Source organism: Bradyrhizobium sp. Ce-3, assembly GCF_022835695.1.
In the GTDB taxonomy this organism is placed as follows: domain Bacteria; phylum Pseudomonadota; class Alphaproteobacteria; order Rhizobiales; family Xanthobacteraceae; genus Bradyrhizobium.
The window spans coordinates 341,902-359,853 of sequence record NZ_BQUV01000004.1 but is presented as its reverse complement, the minus strand read 5'-3'; the positions used below and the strand labels follow the sequence as shown (position 1 = coordinate 359,853).

Here is a 17,952-nt window from a genome sequence, read left to right as displayed (position 1 = left end):
GATCTTAGCTTGTAGAGTTCTTGGCCGTAAAATCCATCTTGGCGTAAATCCCTGGAGCAAGGCGACCGTGATGCTGTCCACCCGATTCAACCGCCTGACGATTGCCGTTCTCGCTGCCGCGGCGCTTGCCGTGCCTGCGCAGCTTTCGGCGCAGACGCCCGACCATCCGACCGACAATGCTGCGCAGTTCCCGTCCAAGAACGACCTGAAATCGCTGACCACCGCCGGCAGCTATCTCGCCGCCCGCCACGCCAGCGTCGAGCGCGATGCGTCCTCGGCCGCGGCGTTCTACCGCTCCGCGCTGCGCACCGACCCGAAGAATTCCGAGCTGCTCGACCGCGCCTTCATCTCCTCGCTCGCCGACGGCGACATCGAGGAGGCGGTCAAGCTCGCCGACCGCATCCTGACCCAGGACAAGGCCAACCGCGTCGCGCGCCTGGTCGTCGGCGTGCGCGACCTCAAGCTGAAGAAGTACGCCGCTGCGCAGTCCAACATCAACCAGTCGATCCGCGGCCCGATCACCGACCTGGTGGCCACGCTGCTGTCGGCCTGGGCGGCCTATGGCGCCGGCGACGGCAAGGGGGCGGTCGCCTCGATCGACAAGCTGACCGGTCCCGAGTGGTATCCGATCTTCAAGGATCTCCACGCCGGCATGATCTACGAGCTCTCCGGCAAGGAGAAGGACGCCGGCGCCCGCTTCGAGAAGGTGTACAAGCTCGACGATTCGATGCTGCGCACGGTCGATGAATATGCGCGCTGGACCTCGCGCAACAAGGACGCCGCCGCCGCGACCGCGATGTACGAGGCGTTCGACAAGAAGCTGCCGCGACACCCGCTGGTGCTGGAAGGCATCAAGGAGACCAAGGCCGGCAAGAAGCTGCCGCCGCTGGTCGATTCACCGCAGGCCGGCGCCGCCGAGGCGCTGTACGGCATCGGTGCGACGCTGACCCGCCGCGGCGGCGAGGACCTCGCGCTGGTCTATCTGCAGCTCGCGCTCTATCTGCAGCCGAACCATCCGCTGGCGCTGCTGTCGCTCGCCGATCTCTATGAATCGGTCAAGAAGCCGCAGATGGCGATCAAGGTCTATGAGCGGATGCCGGCGTCCTCGCCGCTGAAGCGCAACGCCCAGATCCAGCTCGCGACCAATCTCGACGCCGCCGACCGCAGCGACGAGGCGATCAAGATCCTCAAGGAAGTCACCGCGGATCAGCCGAAGGACATCGAGGCGATCCTGGCGCTCGGCAATATCGAGCGCGGCCGCAAGAAGTTCGCCGACTGCGCCACCACCTATTCGCAGGCGATCGACGCGCTGCCGGCCGGCGGCGACAAGAACGCCTGGGTCACCTATTACTACCGCGGCATCTGCGAGGAGCGCTCCAAGCAGTGGAACAAGGCCGAGGCCGACATGCGCAAGGCGCTCGAGCTGCAGCCCGAGCAGCCGCATGTGCTGAACTATCTCGGCTATTCCTGGATCGACCAGGGCATCAACCTCGACGAAGGCATGAAGATGATCAAGCGTGCCGTCGATCAGCGCCCTGATGACGGCTACATCGTCGACTCCCTCGGCTGGGCCTATTACCGGATCGGCAATTACGACGAGGCGGTGAAGAACCTCGAGCGCGCGATCGACCTGAAGCCGGAAGATCCGACCATCAACGACCATCTCGGCGATGCCTATTGGCGCGTGGGCCGCACGCTGGAAGCCAGGTTCCAGTGGGCGCATGCGCGCGATCTCAAGCCCGAGCCGGAAGAGCTGCCGAAGATCCAGGCCAAGATCGACAACGGCCTGCCGGATGATGCCAACTCGTCCGCCGCCGCCGCCGACAAGAAGAAGGACGACGACGGCAAGGGCGGCTAGGGCTAGCTCGTGCGGCAAATTCGGTGTCGTCCCTGCGGAAGCAGGGACCCATAACCACCGACGGTTGTTGCTGCAGACTGCCTGAACGACGAATCCCGTTCACACCATCCGCCGCGGCTATGGGTCCCTGCTCCCGTGCGCAATTGCGCACCGGGCAGGGATGGCGGCGGTGGATGCGGCGCTTGGGCCGGATGCCCCCTGGAATTTCCATGCAAACAAAGGGATAGGATCGTGCGGCGATTTACGCTAATCGCAGCACGATGTTTGTTTTTTAGGGGTTTATCGCCGTGCCGGCGCTGATTGAAGAAGGGCGTGCCAAGGTCAACCTGACGCTCAGGGTTGTCGGACGGCGCGTCGACGGGTTTCACGACCTCGAAAGCGTGGTCGCGTTTGCCGATTGCGCCGATCGTCTCACGCTCGAGCCGGGGCCCGAATTGTCGCTCTCGATGCTGGGGCCGCTGGCCGACGCGTGCGGCGATACCTCGGACAATCTGGTGCTTAAGGCCGCGCGGCTGCTCGGCGAGCGCGTCGCGGACCTCGAGGTCGGCCACTTCACGCTGGAGAAGGTGCTGCCGGTTGCAGCCGGCATCGGCGGCGGCTCGGCGGATGCCGCGGCCGCGCTGCGGTTGCTGGCACGGCTCAATGAGCTCTCGCTCGACGACAGCAGGATCATGGAGGTCGCGCTGCAGACCGGCGCCGACGTGCCGGTGTGTGTCGCCTCGCGCGCCTGCGACATGACCGGCGTCGGCGAAGGCCTGCTGCCGCTCGATTTGCCGAAAATGCCCTGCGTGCTGGTCAATCCGCGCGTGCCGGTTGCGACCAAGGATGTCTTCAACGCGCTCGGCCTGCGTCACGGCGAGCTGCTGATCGGCGCCACCGATGTGATGATGCAGGCGCCGGACTGGCCGGACGCCGGCCGCGCGGTGGATGACTGGATCGCGGCGCTGTCACGCGGCACCAACGATCTCGAAGCCCCGGCCGCGCGCATCGAGCCCGTCATCAGCGACGTCTTGTCGGCGTTGCGTGCGACCGGCGGCGCTCGCCTGGTGCGCATGTCGGGATCCGGCGCGACCTGCTTTGCGATCTTCGCCACCGACGCCGACGCAGAGGCCGCGGGCGAGAAGCTCCGCGCCGGGCATCCCGGCTGGTGGGTGCATGCGGGCGCGCTGAGCTAGCGCGCGTCCATTCTCCCTCTCCGTCATTCCGGGGCGCGCGCAGCGCGAGCCCGGAATCCATTCATCCATGGATGATGCGGCCTGATGGATTCCGGGCTCGTGCTTCGCACGCCCCGGAATGACGACGGCGGCATCTGCGGCATCATCCCGCCGCAACGCCGGGCAGCCTTGCACCCCCGGTTGCTTGGCAAGCCAAATCCCGTTTGCCATAACAGGATGAACAACAACGTTGCGCGTGCGGGGCCGTTCGGAGACCGCCGGCAGCCAAAGAGCCGGGAGGATGCCATGGCCAATATCCGAGTTCTCGCCACCGATCTCGAATTTCCCGAAGGTCCGGTCGTGATGCCCGACGGCTCGGTCGTGCTGGTCGAAATCCGCGGCCAGCGGCTGACCCGGATCTATCCCGACGGACGCAAGGAGATCGTCGCCAAGGTGCCGGGTGGCCCGAACGGCGCCGCGCTCGGCCCCGACGGCAAGATCTACATCTGCAACAATGGCGGCTTCTCTTGGATCCCGACCAAGAACATGATCATGCCCGGACCGCAGCCGGAGGATTATCTCGGCGGCTCGATCCAGCGCGTCGATCTGCAATCCGGCAAGGTCGAGACCGTGGTGGCGAAGTGCGGCGAGCACGAACTGCGCGGACCGAATGATCTGGTGTTCGACAGGCAGGGCGGCCTGTGGTTCTCCGATCTCGGCAAGCGCCGCGCCCGCGAGATGGATGTCGGCGCGTTCTATTATCTGAAGCCCGGCATGAACGAGATCGTCGAGGCCGTGCACGGCATCCTGCCGGCCAACGGCATCGGTCTCTCGCCGGACGAGAAGACCGTCTACATCGCGGAGACGCCGACCGCGCGGCTGTGGGCCTACGAGGTCTCCGAGCCCGGCACCATCAAGCCGCGCGACGTGATCTATCGCGGCGAGCGCGGCAAGCCGATTGCCGGCCTCGGCGGCTACCAGATGTTCGACTCGCTCGCGGTCGAAGCGTCGGGCAATGTCTGCGTCGCGACGCTGATCTCGGGCTGCATCTCGGTGATCGCACCCGACGGCGCATTGGTCGAGCAGGTGCCGACCGGCGACCGTGTCACCACCAATATCGCGTTCGGCGGCCCCGACCTGAAGACCGCCTACATCACGCTGTCCGGTAAGGGCGAGCTGATCGCGATGGATTGGTCGCGGCCGGGATTGCCGCTGAATTTTCTGAACAAGTGACGTAAGAACGTCATTGAGAGGAGCGAAGCGACGAAGCAATCCATCGAGCCGCATCTGAGGACAGATGGATTGCTTCGCTTCGCTCGCAATGACGGAAAGGATATAAAATGCCCTGGCTCGAACCTGTCACCCTTCGCGGCGCGCATGCGCGGCTTGAACCGCTGTCGCACGCTCACGTCGATGGACTGACGGAAGCCGTGAAAGACGGTGGTCTCTCCAACCTCTGGTACACCGCGATCCCGCAGCCGGAGAACATGGCCAAGGAGATCGACCGCCGTCTCGGCCTGCAGACCGCGGGGACCATGCTGCCGTTCACGGTGTTCGACGCCGACGGCAAGATTTCCGGCATGACCACCTACATGAACGTCGATACGCCGAACCGCCGCGTCGAGATCGGCTCGACCTGGTACGCCAAGCGTGTGCAGCGCAGCGCGGTCAATACGCAGTGCAAATTGCTGCTGCTCCAGCACGCGTTCGAGAAGCTCGATTGCATCGCGGTCGAGTTCCGCACGCATTTCTTCAATCACCAGAGCCGGCGCGGCATCGAGCGCTTGGGTGCCAAGCAGGACGGCGTCCTGCGCAGCCACCAGATCGCGCCCAACGGCACGTTGCGCGATACCGTGGTTTACAGCATCATCGCCAGCGAATGGCCGACGGTGAAGGCGCATCTCAACTATCAACTCAACGAAAAGCCGCGCTGACATCCTGGTCGGCGCCAGAAACGAGACGATGGAAACGTTCGATTATGTGATCATCGGCGCAGGCTCCGCCGGGAGCGTGCTGACCAACCGGTTGAGCGAAGACGCTGCTGTCAGGGTGTGCGTGCTGGAGGCCGGGCCGAGCGACTGGCATCCCTACATCCATCTGCCGGCCGGCTTCATCAAGACGTTCCACATGAAGAGCGTGAACTGGGCCTACCAGCAGGAGGTGGGTCCCTACACCGGCGGGCGCAGCATCTATGCGCCGCGCGGCAAGACGCTCGGCGGCTCGTCCTCGATCAACGGCCACATCTACAATCGCGGCCAGCGCCAGGATTTCGACACCTGGGCGCAGCTCGGCAATCGCGGCTGGGGCTATCCCGACGTGCTGCCGTATTTCCGGCGCATGGAGCGAAGGATCGGCGAGGGCGACGACACCTATCGTGGCCGCGACGGCAATCTCACCGTCACCACGATGGACTGGCAGGACCCGCTCTGCGAGGCCTTCATGGCGGGCGCGGTCTCGCTCGGCATTCCGCGCAATCCCGATTACAACGGCCAGATCCAGGAGGGCGTGTCGTACTGCCAGCGCACCATCCTGAACGGCCGAAGGGTCAGCGCCGCCACCGCGTTCCTGCATCCGGCGCGAAAGCGGCCGAATGTCGATGTGCGGACGCATGCCCATGTCACCGGCATCATCTTCGAGGGCAAGCGCGCGGTCGGCGTGCGCTATAACCGCGGCGGCAAGCACGGCGATCCGTTGGAGATCCGCGCCACCAAGGAGGTCATCCTCTCCGGCGGCGCCTACAACTCGCCGCAGCTGTTGCAGCTCTCTGGCGTCGGTTCGCCCGACCTCTTGCAGTCGCACGGCATCGAGGTGCGCCACGCGTTGCCGGGCGTCGGCGAGGGCCTGCAGGATCACTACGCGCCGCGCTCGGTGGCGCGGGTCAAGAATATCAGGACCATCAACGAAATGCGCCGCGGCTTCAGCCTGTGGGGCGAGGCGATCAAATGGGCGACGACGCGGCGCGGCCTGCTGTCGCTGTCGCCGACCATGGTCTACTGTTTCTGGCATTCCGGCGAGACCACCGAGAGCTCCGATTTGCAGCTCACCTTCACGCCGGCGAGCTACAAGGAAGGCGTGCAGGGCCAGCTCGAGGACGAGCCCGGCATGACGGTCGCGTCATGGCAGCAGCGGCCGGAGAGCCGCGGCTATGTCCGGATCCGCTCGGCCGATCCGTTCGCACCGCCGATCATCCAGACCAACTACCTCGCCGAGGAGATCGACCGCCGCGTCGTTGTTGCCGGCATGAAGCTGGCGCGCCGGCTGCTCGCCTCCGAGCCGCTCAGCCCGTACTACGCCTATGAGGACTTTCCGGGTCCGAAGGTCACCAGCGACGACGAGCTGCTCGCGGCCGCGACCCAGCGCGGCACCACCACCTTCCATCCCGGCTGCACCTGCCGGATGGGTCCGGCCGATGCGCCGTGGGCCGTGGTCGACGACCAGCTGCGGGTCCATGGCATGGAGGGCCTGCGCGTGATCGACGCCTCGATCATGCCGCGGATGATCTCGGCCAACCTCAACGCCTCGACCCTGATGATCGCCGACAAGGCCTCCGACATGATCCGCGGCAAGACGCCCGAGGCGGCGGCGAAGCTGCCGGAGTATGCGTGAGGAAGTTGATAAGTACGACGATCATCGTTCAGCGTCGTCCCGGCGGAGGCCGGGACCCATAACCACCGATGGTTATTGTTGTGTGCCGGTGGAATGACGAATCCCGTGGGCAATATCCGCCGCGGAGTATGGGTCCCGGCCTTCGCCGGGACGACAGCGGAGAGTGTGCGACCGTTAGCCCCTCAGGATGACGGGACTGCTATCAGGCGCTCAGCCGTAGACGAACGCCTTGTCCTTGAGGTCGATCGCCGGGAATTCGTCCTTCTCGGCCCAGTAGTCCTGGTTGTGCTGCCACTCCGGCTTGTCGCCGCGCTTCGGCAGCAGGTGCATGCCGCGCATCATGTAGCCGGGGTTGAAGTTCTCCGGATCGATCCACGGCAGCAGCGGCATGTTGTGGTCTTCCGGCCGCAGCTCCGGCGTCACCTTGTTCGCGCCGGTCGCCTTCATGTGGTTGAGCATGCGGCAGACGAAGTCGCCGACCAGATCGACGCGCAAGGTCCAGCTGGCGCGGAAATAGCCGAACACCCAGACGAGGTTCGGCACGCCGGTGAACATCATGCCGCGATAGGTCACGGTGTCCTTGAAATCGAGCGGCTTGCCGTCGATCGCGAAGTCGATGCCGCCATTGGCGGAGAGGTGGAAGCCGGTCGCGGTGATGATGATGTCGGCCTCGAGCTGCTTGCCGGTCTTGAGCAGGATGCCGGTCTCGGTGAAGCGCTCGATCTCGTCGGTGACGACCGAGGCCTTGCCGTCCTTGATGGCGTGGAACAGGTCGGCGTCCGGAATGAAGGCGATGCGCTGCCGCCACGGCCGGTAGCGCGGCGTGAAATGGGTGGCGATGTCGTAGTCCTTGCCGAGAACGGCTTCGACCGCCGCCAGCAGGTCCTTCCTGGCGCCCTCCGGCTCGGCGAAGGTGCGCTTGGTGAAGGCGTCCTGCTCGAACAGGATCTTGCGGCGGGTGATCTCGTGGATCCAGTGCTCGTCGACCTGCAGCCGGCGCAATTCCTCGGCGATCTCGATCGCGTTGCGGCCGGTGCGGAAATAGGTCGGCGAACGCTGCAGCATGGTGACATGGCCGGCGTCCTTGGCCATCGCCGGGATCAGGGTCGCGGCGGTCGCGCCGGAGCCGATCACGACCACGCGCTTGCCCTTGTAGTCGAGGTCGTCGGGCCAGGTCTGCGGATGCACCACCGTGCCCTTGAACTTCGCCATGTCGGTCCATTCGGGCGTGTAGCCGGCGTCGTGGCGGTAGTAGCCCTGGCACATCCAGAAGAAGTTGGTGGTGAAGCGCAGCTGCTCGCCGGTGTCGATGCGCACAGCATCGATGGTCCAGAGATTGGTCTCGTTCGACCACTCCGCTGCGGTGATGGTGTGGCGATAGCGGATGTGGCGGGCGAGATCGTTCTCCTCGATCACCTCTCCCATGTATTTCAGGATCTCGGCCGCGCTGGCGATCGGCGCGCTGGTCCACGGCTTGAAGCGATAGCCGAAAGTGTGCAGGTCGCTGTCGGAGCGGATACCGGGATAGCGGTGCGTCGACCAGGTGCCGCCGAAGGTCTTCTGCGTCTCCAGCACCACGAAGCTGGTGCCCTTGCATTGCGTGGTGAGGTGATAGGCGGCACCGACGCCGGAGATGCCGGCGCCCGCGATCAGGACGTCGAAATGCTCGGTCGTGACGGGCTCGGCGGCGCGGATTTGGGTCTGGACGTTCATCTTCCCTGGTCTTCTTGCTTGTTGGCTTGTTCGTTGGGCACTGGAAGCAAAACGCCGGAGCCATCGCCCCGGCGTTTGCCGATCTCGTAACTAGACTTCGCGGCGGCTGAGGAACGCCAGCCGCTCGAACAGATGCACGTCCTGCTCGTTCTTGAGCAGCGCGCCGTGCAGCGGCGGGATCAGCTTGCGCGGGTCACGCTCCCTGAGCATCTCGGGCGTGATGTCCTCGTTGAGCAGCAGCTTGAGCCAGTCGAGCAGCTCGGAGGTCGAGGGCTTCTTCTTCAGGCCCGGCACTTCGCGGACCTCGAAGAAGATCCGCAGCGCCTCTTCCACCAGCCGCTTCTTGATGTTGGGGAAGTGCACGTCGACGATCCGGCCCATGGTGTCGGCGTCGGGGAACTTGATGTAGTGGAAGAAGCAGCGGCGCAGGAACGCGTCCGGCAGTTCCTTCTCGTTGTTCGACGTGATCATCACGATCGGGCGCAGCTTCGCCTTGATGGTCTCGCCGGTCTCGTAGACGTGGAACTCCATCCGGTCGAGCTCGAGCAAGAGGTCGTTGGGGAATTCGATGTCGGCCTTGTCGATCTCGTCGATCAGCAGCACCGGGCGCTTCTCGTGGGTGAAGGCCTCCCACAGCTTGCCGCGCTTGATGTAGTTCTTGATGTCGGAGACGCGCGCGTCGCCGAGCTGGCTGTCGCGCAGCCGCGACACCGCGTCGTATTCGTAGAGGCCCTGCTGCGCCTTGGTGGTCGACTTGATGTGCCAGGTCAGAAGCGGCGCGTCGATCGCCTTGGCGACTTCCTCGGCCAGCACGGTCTTGCCGGTGCCGGGCTCGCCCTTCACCAGCAGCGGGCGCTCGAGCACGATGGCGGCATTGACGGCGACCTTGAGGTCATCGGTTGCGACGTAGTCCTTGGTACCCGTGAATTTCATCTATCTCTTCGCCTTGCTTCGTTCGTTGGCCGTCTCGGCCTCAACATGAAACGACCGCTCTCGCAGCGGCCGTCGGAGATGCAAATTGTCCGGTCACGCGCGTCTGACGAACGACACGATCACCAGCACGATCACGGCGCCGATCGTCGCGTTGACGATGTCGCGGATCGCACTGCCGCCGAGGCTGATGCCCAGCCGCGGCAACAGCCAGCTCGCCACCAGCGCGCCGATGATGCCGACGACCATGTTGCCGATCAGTCCGAAGCCCGCGCCGCGCACGATCAGGCCAGCGAGCCAGCCGGCAATCGCACCGATCACCAGTGCCGCAATGATGCCCATTCAAACGTCCTGCCCGATGTCTTGTCAGGCGCAATTGTAATTGAAAAAGCCGGGCGGTCTAGGGTGGATTCCGCAGCGCAGCGGTACCCTGGACGGCACTTCGCGCATAGAGGGCGCTTGGCGCATAGTATGTCAGGCGTACTGTTTCCGCCCCGCGGAATGATTGTCACCGGCGAGCGACGAGGCCAGCACCGTGCGGTCGCGTCCGGAGCGTTTCGCCTCGTAGAGCGCGAGGTCGGCCTGGCCGAGCAATTCGCTCTCGCTCGCGGTCGCGGCCGTTCTGCTGGCGATCCCGAGACTGATCGAGACCACGCCGCGCCGCGCCGCCGGATTGGCGATCGAAAGCGAGCGCACCTGGAGCCGCATCGCTTCGGCGACCTTCAGCGCATCCTGCTCGCCGACACCGGGCAGGATGACCGCGAATTCCTCGCCGCCATATCGCGCGGCCAGCGCGGTGGTGTTGTCGGTGGCGTCCGCGATCACGCGCGCCACGCGCTTCAGGCATTCATCGCCGGCCTGGTGGCCCTGCGTGTCGTTGAAGCCCTTGAAGTGATCGATGTCGAGCATGATGAGCGAAATCTGCTCGCGGTCGCGGAACTCGCGCGGCAGCGCGTTGTCGAAGCTGCGGCGGTTGGCGAGCGCGGTCAGGCCGTCGGTCGTTGCAAGCTCGGACAGGCGGATGTTCAGCGCGTTGAGCTCGTCCTCCATCTTGTGGCGCTCGGTCACATCGCGCAGCACGCCGACCACCTCGATGGCGTGATGATCTTCCGCAAGCCCGGCCAGCTTGAAGTTGATCTCGACCCAGACCTCGCTGCCGTCGGCGTGGAAGGTCTTGAACTCGACGGTCTTGGTGGTGGTCCAGTTGGTCAATTCCGATGTCGCCCTGGCGACGTCGGCGAGGTGATCGGGGTGCACGAACTCGAAGCAGGTTTTGCCGATCAGGTCGTCCGGCTTGCGGCCGAGGATGGTCTCGACCGACTGCGACACGAACAGGAAGCGGCCATCGCGGTCGAGCAGGATCACGACGTCGGCGATGTTGTCGGCCAGCAGCCGGTAGCGCGCCTCCCGTTCCCGGAGCATCCGCGCGACCTTGGTTCGCTTGGCGAACTCGCGGCCCAGCAGGATCGCGAACAGGATCACGCTGCCCATCAGGATCACGGCGACGAACAGGTCGTTGCGCAAATCCTCATGCCATGCGGCCAGCACCTGGGCTTCCGGCAAGGCGACGGTGACCACGATCGGATATTGCGATGCGCGCTCGAAGCCGAGATATTTGACGCGGCCGTCGAATGGCGACGTGGTCTTGGTGTAGCCGGTCCGGTCCTGCTCGATCTGTGCCTTGAAGGCCGCGGAGACCTCCTTGTTCCACTTGCCGGCCGGCCAGTGCGCCAGCACGATGCCGTCGAGGCGAAGCAGGGTAATTCCGGCGTGCGGACCGAATTTGAAGGCCTGGTAGAAATTGTCGAAATAGCTGCTCTCGATGGTCGCAAACAGCACGCCGCCGAAGCTGCCGTCTTCCTTGGTGACGCGTCGCGACAGCACGATGGTCGGTTGCCCGGTCAGCCGCGACTGCAGCGGCTCGCTGATATGCAGCGTCGCATCGGCCGAATCGCGATGGCCGATGAAATAGCTGCGATCGGCATTGTTGTGCGCCGGCAATTCCGCGGCCGACGAGTAGATCCGGTTGCCGTCGGGGTCGATCACGCCGATCTCCCGGATCTGCGGCAGCGCGTCGGCGGTCTTGCGCAAGGCGGCGTTGAAGCGGTCGACGCGCGGCTTCTGGTATTTCAGCAGGTCGACCATCGCGTTCATCGACACGTCGATCGCCTGGACCGAATGCGAGGCGTGCTCCGCCAGCGAATGCGTGAGGTTACGGATGTCGCGCTCGCCCTGGGCGAGCGCCATGGTGCGCGCCTCGACCGCCTTCCAGATCAGCAGGCCGAGCACGAAGATGCTCATCGCCGTCACCACGGCGGCGACGATCGCCGTCGGCGAGAACAGTTTCGGCAGCTTGGCTGGGCTGTTGGGCAATCCGGTCGGGTCCACTGGTGTTGTGCTGCCTCCAGTGATCAACGTCCCATCTTAACGTCACGTTTCGGCCCCGGGAGCCGAAGCTGGCCGGGGTGGTTAAGTGAAAGTGAATGGCTGGTCCGCGGCCGCAACCGGGGCAGGGGCCCTTGACGGCACCGACAGGGCGGGCGATTTAAGTAAATATGTTCCTGCAGTTCTTCACATCGCTGCGCGACGCTCAGGTCCCCGTGACGCTACGGGAATATTTGACCTTGATGGAAGCGCTTGACGCCGATCTCGCCGAACAGACGGTCGAGAACTTCTACTATTTGTCGCGCGCCGCCCTGGTCAAGGACGAGCGCAATCTCGACAAGTTCGACCGCGTGTTCGGCACGGTGTTCAAGGGGCTCGAGAGCCTGCTCGATGCGATGGGCAAGGCGGAGATCCCCGAAGAGTGGCTGAAGAAGCTCGCCGAGAAATATCTCACCGAGGAAGAGAAGAAGCAGATCGAGGCCATGGGCTGGGACAAGCTCATGGAGACCTTGAAGAAGCGGCTCGAGGAACAGAAGGGCCGCCACCAGGGCGGCAGCAAGTGGATCGGCACCGCCGGTACCTCGCCGTTCGGCGCCCACGGCTATAATCCCGAGGGCGTGCGGATAGGGCAGGAGAAGAACCGCAACAACCGCGCCGTGAAGGTGTGGGACAAGCGCGAGTTCAAGGATCTCGACGGCAATGTCGAGCTCGGCATCCGCAACATCAAGGTCGCGCTGCGGCGGCTGCGCAAGTTCGCGCGCACCGGCGCGCCCGACGAACTCGACCTCGACACCACGATCAAGGAGACCGCCAACCACGGCTATCTCGACGTGCACATGCGTCCCGAGCGGCGCAACGCGGTCAAGGTTCTGGTGTTCTTCGATATCGGCGGCTCGATGGATTCGCATATCGAGCAGGTCGAGGAGCTGTTCTCGGCCGCCAAGAGCGAATTCAAGCACATGGAATATTTCTACTTCCACAACTGCCTCTATGAAGGCGTCTGGAAGCAGAACAAGCGGCGCTTCACCGATCGCACGCCGACCTGGGACGTGCTGCACAAGTACCCGCACGACTACAAGGTGGTGTTCGTCGGCGACGCCTCGATGTCGCCCTACGAGATCATGGTTCCCGGCGGCTCGGTCGAACACGTCAACGAAGAAGCCGGTTCGGTCTGGATCGATCGCATCACCCGCACCTATCCGCACGCGGTGTGGCTCAATCCGGTGGCGCAGAAGCACTGGGACTATTCGGAATCGACCACCATCATCCGCCGCCTGTTCTCCGAGCGCATGTATCCGATCACGATCGAGGGTCTGGAGAACGCGATGCGGGAGCTGGTGCGCTAAAACGCTACATGCGTCGCGCGCCGGCGGGCGCGCCAACAACATCCAGGGAGAGCCCCATGCCCCAGAACATCCACCGCGGCATCAAGGTGATGATCGACGAGGCCAATGCCGAGATCGAGACCATCAGCGCGGCCGACGCGATCACCCTGATCGGCAAGAACGACGTCGTCATCGTCGACATCCGCGATCCGCGCGAGATCGAGCGCGACGGCAAGATTCCCGGCGCATTCTCCTGCACCCGCGGCATGCTCGAGTTCTGGATCGATCCGAACAGCCCCTACGCCAAGCCGATCTTCCAGGAAGACAAGAAGTTCATCTTCCACTGCGCCGGCGGCCTGCGCTCGGCGCTCGCCGCCAAGACCGCGAAGGATATGGGCCTGAAGCCGGTCGCCCATATGGGCGGTGGCTTCGCCGCCTGGCGCGAGGCCGGCGGTCCGATCGAGGCCTGGGAGCCGAAGAAGAAGGGCTGAAAGGCCTCACGCCCGCAAGGACATCAGATCATGACTGTTGCCGACGATCCGCTCGTTTCGACCGAATGGCTGGCTGCGCATCTCGGCGACGCCAACGTCAAGGTGCTCGACGCGACCTTCAAGCTGCCCGGCGTGCTGCCGCTGCCGAAGGACGATTATCTCGCCGCGCATCTGCCCGGCGCGGTGTTCTTCGACGTCGACGCGGTGTCCGATCATGCCAATCCGCTGCCGCATATGTTTCCGAGCGCCGAGCAGTTCGGCCGCGACATCGGCGCGCTCGGCGTCGGCAATGCCGACACCGTGGTGATCTATGACGCGGGCGGCTGGGTCGCAGCACCACGCGCGTGGTGGATGTTCCTGTCCTATGGCCACCGCAACGTGCGCATTCTCAACGGCGGCCTGAAGAAATGGCGCGCCGAGGGCCGGGCGGTCGAGAGCGGCGAGGTGAAGCCGAAGCCTGCGACCTTCAAGGCAAGCTACGATCCGAAGCGGGTGCGCAGCATCGAGCAGATGATCGCCAATGTCGAAAGCCGTGCCGAGCAGGTGATCGATGCGCGCGCCGCCGACCGCTTCGAGGGCCGCGCGGCGGAGCCGCGGCCGGGCATCCGCGCCGGCCACATCCCGGGCGCCCGCAACGTGCCCTACAACCAATTGTTCGATGCCGTGACCGGCGAGATGAAGCCGCTCGACGATCTGCGCAAGTCGTTCAGTGGTGCCGGCGTGAAGCTCGATGCGTCGATCGTGACGAGCTGCGGCTCGGGTGTCTCGGCCGGCGTGCTGACGCTCGCGCTGTACCGGCTCGGCGTCACCGAGAGCGCGCTGTATGACGGCTCGTGGTCGGAATGGGGACAGGCGAGCGGTCCGCCGATCGCGACGGGACCGGCCTGACCAACAGCCGGGCGCTCCCGAGCGAGGTGGACCCCGGTTCGCGCAAGCAAGCGCATCGAGCAACAAGCCCTAGCGCCGCGTGACCGGCACCATGGTGGTCTGGCCGAACGGATCGATCTGCTGCTGCATCACCTGCCGGACCGGGCGCGCGCGGACAATCCGCCGCCGCTCCTTGCGCTGTGCCGGCTTGTCGCTCGCTTTGTGCTCCGGCTTCTTTGTCTCAACGGCCTTGGGCGCCGCTGGCGCCTCGACGACAACTTCAGGTCCGCCCAGCGTTGCAATTTTGGTTGCGGCCGCGATCGCCTCCGGTGACGGCGGCGGTGCGGGCTCCGGTGGCGCCATCGCGGGTGCTGGAGCAGCAGGCACGGGTTCGCTGGCCGCGGCGGGCGGATCGGCCAACGCGACGACCTTGGGCTCAGCCGCGGCAGGTGCCGCTTCGGCCGGAGCCGGCGCGGGCTGCGCTGCGGGCGAGGGATCCGCGGTCTGCGCCTGCGGAGCGGCCTCGGCGGATTGGGCCGGTGCCCGGGTCTCCGCAGCCTGGGCTTCCGGGTTCGGCGGGGCGGGCGGCGCCGGATCATCCGCCTTCAACGCTGCAACCTTTTCAGGCTCGGCCGGAGCCGAGACCTCGGCGGGAGCGGCAGGCTGGGATGCAGGTGGCTCGGATGCGGCCGGGTCGGACGCGGGCTGGGCTGCCGGAGTCTCGGTCGCCACCTTGTCAGGTGCGGGCGGCTCGACGCGCACCATGGCAAGCGCCGGCGGCACCTCGGGCTGCTGTGCGAATTGCGGCTCGAGCGGTGCCCGGCGGGCGGGAATGCTGGCGAATTCCTCATGCGCCGCGCGAAACAGCGCAGCTGCTCCCAATCCGAACACCAGAAGTGAAGTCGCCAGCACGATCGCAGCGAACAGGAAACGAAGGCCGGGGAGCATGGGCGCGGGTTCCCCCTTCTACGGGAGGGTGTTGATATCCAGGGAACGCGGTGACCACACGAGAAAGCCGGATCGCGAGCCGCGAATCAGGCCGATTCGAGGATATCGCAACGTCCCGGGACTGTTTGTTACAAAATGCGGGCGATTGGTGACTTTGGCCACGTAGACAGACTTTGCCGGACCATGAGACATCTTTGCCGCAGCGCTGACGCGTGATCACAAAAGGCCCGGAATAGCCCGGGTTTCGCGGATTTGTCTTGAATGCGCCGCTATCTTCCTGCATTGGGCCGTTAACGGTCCGGTGTGGCTTGGGGACTATACAAGAGCAATGATGATCAACCGCATTCTGACGATTTGCGCTGCCGCGGCTCTCGGCGTGGCAGGAACCTCGTTTGCGCATGCGCAGCAGGGTTATCCGGCGCCGCAAGGCACGGCCTATTCGACGGCGCCGCAGCCCTACCCCCAGGGCAGCATGCCGGATTTCGACGCGCTCAATGACGACGACGGGCAGGATTCGGCTGCGCTGCCGCCGCCCGGCCCGGTGACGTCGCCGAACGACCCGCGCTATGGCCGTCCGCCGGCCTATTCCGATCGCGGTGCGCCGACCGGTCCGGTGATGTCGCCCGACGATCCGCGCTATGGCCGTCCGATGAACGCTCCCCCGGTCTATTCCGACCGTGGCGCGCCGACTGGTCCGGTGATGTCGCCCGATGATCCGCGCTATGGCCGGCCGATGGGGCCGCCGCCGGTGATCTATGGCGATCGTCCCGGCGCGCAGCAGGCCAATCGCGACAATGGTGTTCCGGCCGCCGGCGTGTCCTATGGCGACGACCGCGGCGGCATGCGTCCGCCCGAGGGCGTGACCGGTGCGGTGCCGCAGCAGCAGGCGCCGGTCGATGCCAATGGCAAGCCGCTGCAGATCGCGTCGCTGCCTGCGGACGAGCAGCCGGAAGACGGCCCGGCGCAACTGGCCCCCAATCTGCGCCGCCAGGAAGTGGCGTTCGCGACCAAGGAGCCGGCCGGCACCATCGTCGTCGATACGCCGAACACCTACCTCTATTACATCCTGGGTAATGGCCGGGCGATCCGCTACGGCGTCCGCGTCGGCCGCGACGGCTTCACCTGGACCGGCGTGCAGAAGATCACCCGCAAGGCCGAGTGGCCGGATTGGCATCCGCCGACCGAGATGATCGAGCGGCAGCCTTATCTGCCGCGCTTCATGGCCGGCGGACCCGGCAACCCGCTCGGGGCGCGCGCGATGTATCTCGGCTCGACCGTGTATCGTATTCACGGCACCAACCAGCCGTCGACCATCGGCAAGTTCGTCTCGTCGGGCTGCATCGGCATGCTGAACGAGGACGTCTCGGACCTGTTCGAGCGCGCCAAGGTCGGCACCCGCGTGGTCGTGCTGCCCGGCGGCGCTGCCCCGGGGACGACGACGGCGTCCGCCGCACCGCCGCCGAACCCGATGGCTCCCGCACCGACCCAGGCTCAGGCCGCCCCGCTGCCCGGCACGCAGCCGACCACGGTGCAGCCGCTGCCCGCGCCGGTCACGGTACGCTAGACCAACCGGCACATTCGTCATTGAAAAAGGCGCGCGAACAGCGCGCCTTTTTTGTTGCCGGAGGACGTCCGCTGCTCAGGCGAGCCGCCGCGGCGGCTCGCCACCCCTGGTGAAGGCATCGATGCACGCGACCATCTGCTGATAATGCGTCTGCAGGCTCTCGCGCGTCGCGTAGCCGAGATGCGGCGTGATCACGACATTGTCGAGCTTGCGGAGCGGGTGATCGATCGGCAGTGGCTCGACCGAGAACACGTCGATGCCGGCGCCGGCGATCTTCTTCTCACGCAGCGCGACAAGCAGGGCGTCCTCGTCGACGATCGGCCCGCGCGCGGTGTTGACGAGATAGGCCGATGGCTTCATGCGGGCGAGATCTGCGGCACCCACCAGCCCGCGCGAGCGCGGGCTCAGCACCACGTGGATGGTGATGACGTCTGATGTCGCGAACAGCTCGTCCTTGCCGGCATAGCCGACGCCGGCCTCCTTGCACTTCTCCGGCGTCAAGTTGGGGCTCCAGGCAATCACGTTCATGCCGAACGCCTTGGCCATGCCGGCGACCTTGCTGCCGAGCTTGCCGAGGCCGATGACGCCGAGCGTCTTGCCCTCGATCTCGGTGCCGGCAAAGGTCTGCCAGGCACCGCCGGCGTGCATGCGCGCATTCTCGCGGCCGATGCCGCGGGTCAATTCCAGGATCAGGCCCATGGTCAGGGGCGCGGTGGGATCGCGGCTATACTGGGTGCCGCACAGCATCACCTTGCGGTCCTTGGCGGCCTCCATGTCGATCGCGGCGTTGCGCATGCCCGACGTGATCAGAAGCTTCAGCTTGGGCAACGCGTCGAGCAGGCTCTTCGGGAACGGAGTGCGTTCGCGCATCGCGCAGATGATCTCGAAGTCCTTCAGCTTGGCCGCTGCTTCCGCCTCGCTCGCGAACGGTTTGTCGAACACGGTGACCTCGACCCGATCCTCGATCGCCGGCCAGTCGGCCAGCGAGAGCGCGATGTCGAAATAGTCGTCGAGGATTGCACAGCGGAGCCGCGTCATCGGAAAGGTCCATTCAGGGTGAGGACGACGGTGGGAGATCGACCGTCGGGATGCCCGTCATGGTCGCGCGCAA

The 17,952-nt window shown here is 65.5% G+C and carries 15 protein-coding genes; 9 read left to right on the top strand and 6 right to left on the bottom strand.

Going from position 1 to position 17,952, the window contains the following annotated elements; translation table 11 throughout:
• Positions 1 to 70 precede the first annotated feature (70 nt).
• From BRSPCE3_RS16330 to BRSPCE3_RS16310, 5 genes are all read left to right on the top strand, one after another.
• On the top strand, positions 71 to 1,858 hold the full coding sequence (locus BRSPCE3_RS16330) for a tetratricopeptide repeat protein (RefSeq protein WP_244066911.1): 1,788 nt from the start codon (positions 71 to 73) through the stop codon (positions 1,856 to 1,858).
• A 287-nt stretch (positions 1,859 to 2,145) separates the two neighbouring features.
• Complete coding sequence (locus tag BRSPCE3_RS16325; RefSeq protein WP_244066910.1) at positions 2,146 to 3,033, top strand: 4-(cytidine 5'-diphospho)-2-C-methyl-D-erythritol kinase; 888 nt, start codon at positions 2,146 to 2,148, stop codon at positions 3,031 to 3,033.
• A gap of 285 nt (positions 3,034 to 3,318) precedes the next feature.
• Positions 3,319 to 4,245 (top strand): SMP-30/gluconolactonase/LRE family protein, encoded by a 927-nt coding sequence (locus BRSPCE3_RS16320; protein WP_244066909.1) that lies wholly within the window; start codon positions 3,319 to 3,321, stop codon positions 4,243 to 4,245.
• A gap of 107 nt (positions 4,246 to 4,352) precedes the next feature.
• Complete coding sequence (locus BRSPCE3_RS16315; RefSeq protein WP_244066907.1) at positions 4,353 to 4,946, top strand: GNAT family N-acetyltransferase; 594 nt, start codon at positions 4,353 to 4,355, stop codon at positions 4,944 to 4,946.
• Positions 4,947 to 4,974: 28 nt separating this feature from the next.
• Complete coding sequence (locus tag BRSPCE3_RS16310; protein WP_244066905.1) at positions 4,975 to 6,618, top strand: GMC family oxidoreductase; 1,644 nt, start codon at positions 4,975 to 4,977, stop codon at positions 6,616 to 6,618.
• A 210-nt stretch (positions 6,619 to 6,828) separates the two neighbouring features.
• Here BRSPCE3_RS16310 and BRSPCE3_RS16305 read toward each other — a convergent pair whose 3' ends face one another.
• From BRSPCE3_RS16305 to BRSPCE3_RS16290, 4 genes are all read right to left on the bottom strand, one after another.
• Entirely contained in the window at positions 6,829 to 8,331 is a 1,503-nt protein-coding gene (locus tag BRSPCE3_RS16305) for an NAD(P)/FAD-dependent oxidoreductase (protein ID WP_244066904.1), read from the bottom strand.
• 90 nt (positions 8,332 to 8,421) lie between these two features.
• Positions 8,422 to 9,264 carry a MoxR family ATPase gene (locus tag BRSPCE3_RS16300; RefSeq protein ID WP_212355359.1) on the bottom strand — a complete coding sequence of 281 codons (843 nt, stop codon included), beginning with the start codon at positions 9,262 to 9,264 and terminating at the stop codon, positions 8,422 to 8,424.
• A gap of 93 nt (positions 9,265 to 9,357) precedes the next feature.
• Positions 9,358 to 9,603: a GlsB/YeaQ/YmgE family stress response membrane protein gene (locus BRSPCE3_RS16295; protein ID WP_244066902.1), complete on the bottom strand. Its 246-nt coding sequence runs from the start codon at positions 9,601 to 9,603 to the stop codon at positions 9,358 to 9,360.
• Between the two features lie 132 nt (positions 9,604 to 9,735).
• On the bottom strand, positions 9,736 to 11,634 hold the full coding sequence (locus BRSPCE3_RS16290; RefSeq protein WP_244066901.1) for a diguanylate cyclase: 1,899 nt from the start codon (positions 11,632 to 11,634) through the stop codon (positions 9,736 to 9,738).
• A gap of 182 nt (positions 11,635 to 11,816) precedes the next feature.
• Between BRSPCE3_RS16290 and BRSPCE3_RS16285 the strand changes: the two genes are divergently transcribed.
• The 3 genes from BRSPCE3_RS16285 to sseA are packed head-to-tail and all read left to right on the top strand — an operon-like array spanning position 11,817 to position 14,350.
• The gene (locus BRSPCE3_RS16285; protein WP_212017737.1) at positions 11,817 to 12,992 is read left to right on the top strand and encodes a VWA domain-containing protein; all 1,176 of its coding nucleotides are present in this window, start codon (positions 11,817 to 11,819) and stop codon (positions 12,990 to 12,992) included.
• 56 nt (positions 12,993 to 13,048) lie between these two features.
• On the top strand, positions 13,049 to 13,462 hold the full coding sequence (locus BRSPCE3_RS16280; RefSeq protein ID WP_016847778.1) for a rhodanese-like domain-containing protein: 414 nt from the start codon (positions 13,049 to 13,051) through the stop codon (positions 13,460 to 13,462).
• Positions 13,463 to 13,492: 30 nt separating this feature from the next.
• On the top strand, positions 13,493 to 14,350 hold the full coding sequence (gene sseA, locus BRSPCE3_RS16275; RefSeq protein ID WP_244066899.1) for a 3-mercaptopyruvate sulfurtransferase: 858 nt from the start codon (positions 13,493 to 13,495) through the stop codon (positions 14,348 to 14,350).
• Between the two features lie 69 nt (positions 14,351 to 14,419).
• On the opposite strand, the gene BRSPCE3_RS16270 is transcribed toward sseA, so the two are convergent.
• The gene (locus BRSPCE3_RS16270; RefSeq protein ID WP_244066897.1) at positions 14,420 to 15,277 is read right to left on the bottom strand and encodes a hypothetical protein; all 858 of its coding nucleotides are present in this window, start codon (positions 15,275 to 15,277) and stop codon (positions 14,420 to 14,422) included.
• A gap of 331 nt (positions 15,278 to 15,608) precedes the next feature.
• Here BRSPCE3_RS16270 and BRSPCE3_RS16265 point away from each other — a divergent pair, with 331 nt between their 5' ends.
• Positions 15,609 to 16,841 carry a L,D-transpeptidase gene (locus BRSPCE3_RS16265; protein ID WP_244066896.1) on the top strand — a complete coding sequence of 411 codons (1,233 nt, stop codon included), beginning with the start codon at positions 15,609 to 15,611 and terminating at the stop codon, positions 16,839 to 16,841.
• A 75-nt stretch (positions 16,842 to 16,916) separates the two neighbouring features.
• Here BRSPCE3_RS16265 and BRSPCE3_RS16260 read toward each other — a convergent pair whose 3' ends face one another.
• Complete coding sequence (locus tag BRSPCE3_RS16260) at positions 16,917 to 17,879, bottom strand: D-2-hydroxyacid dehydrogenase family protein (protein WP_244066895.1); 963 nt, start codon at positions 17,877 to 17,879, stop codon at positions 16,917 to 16,919.
• Positions 17,880 to 17,952 lie beyond the last annotated feature (73 nt).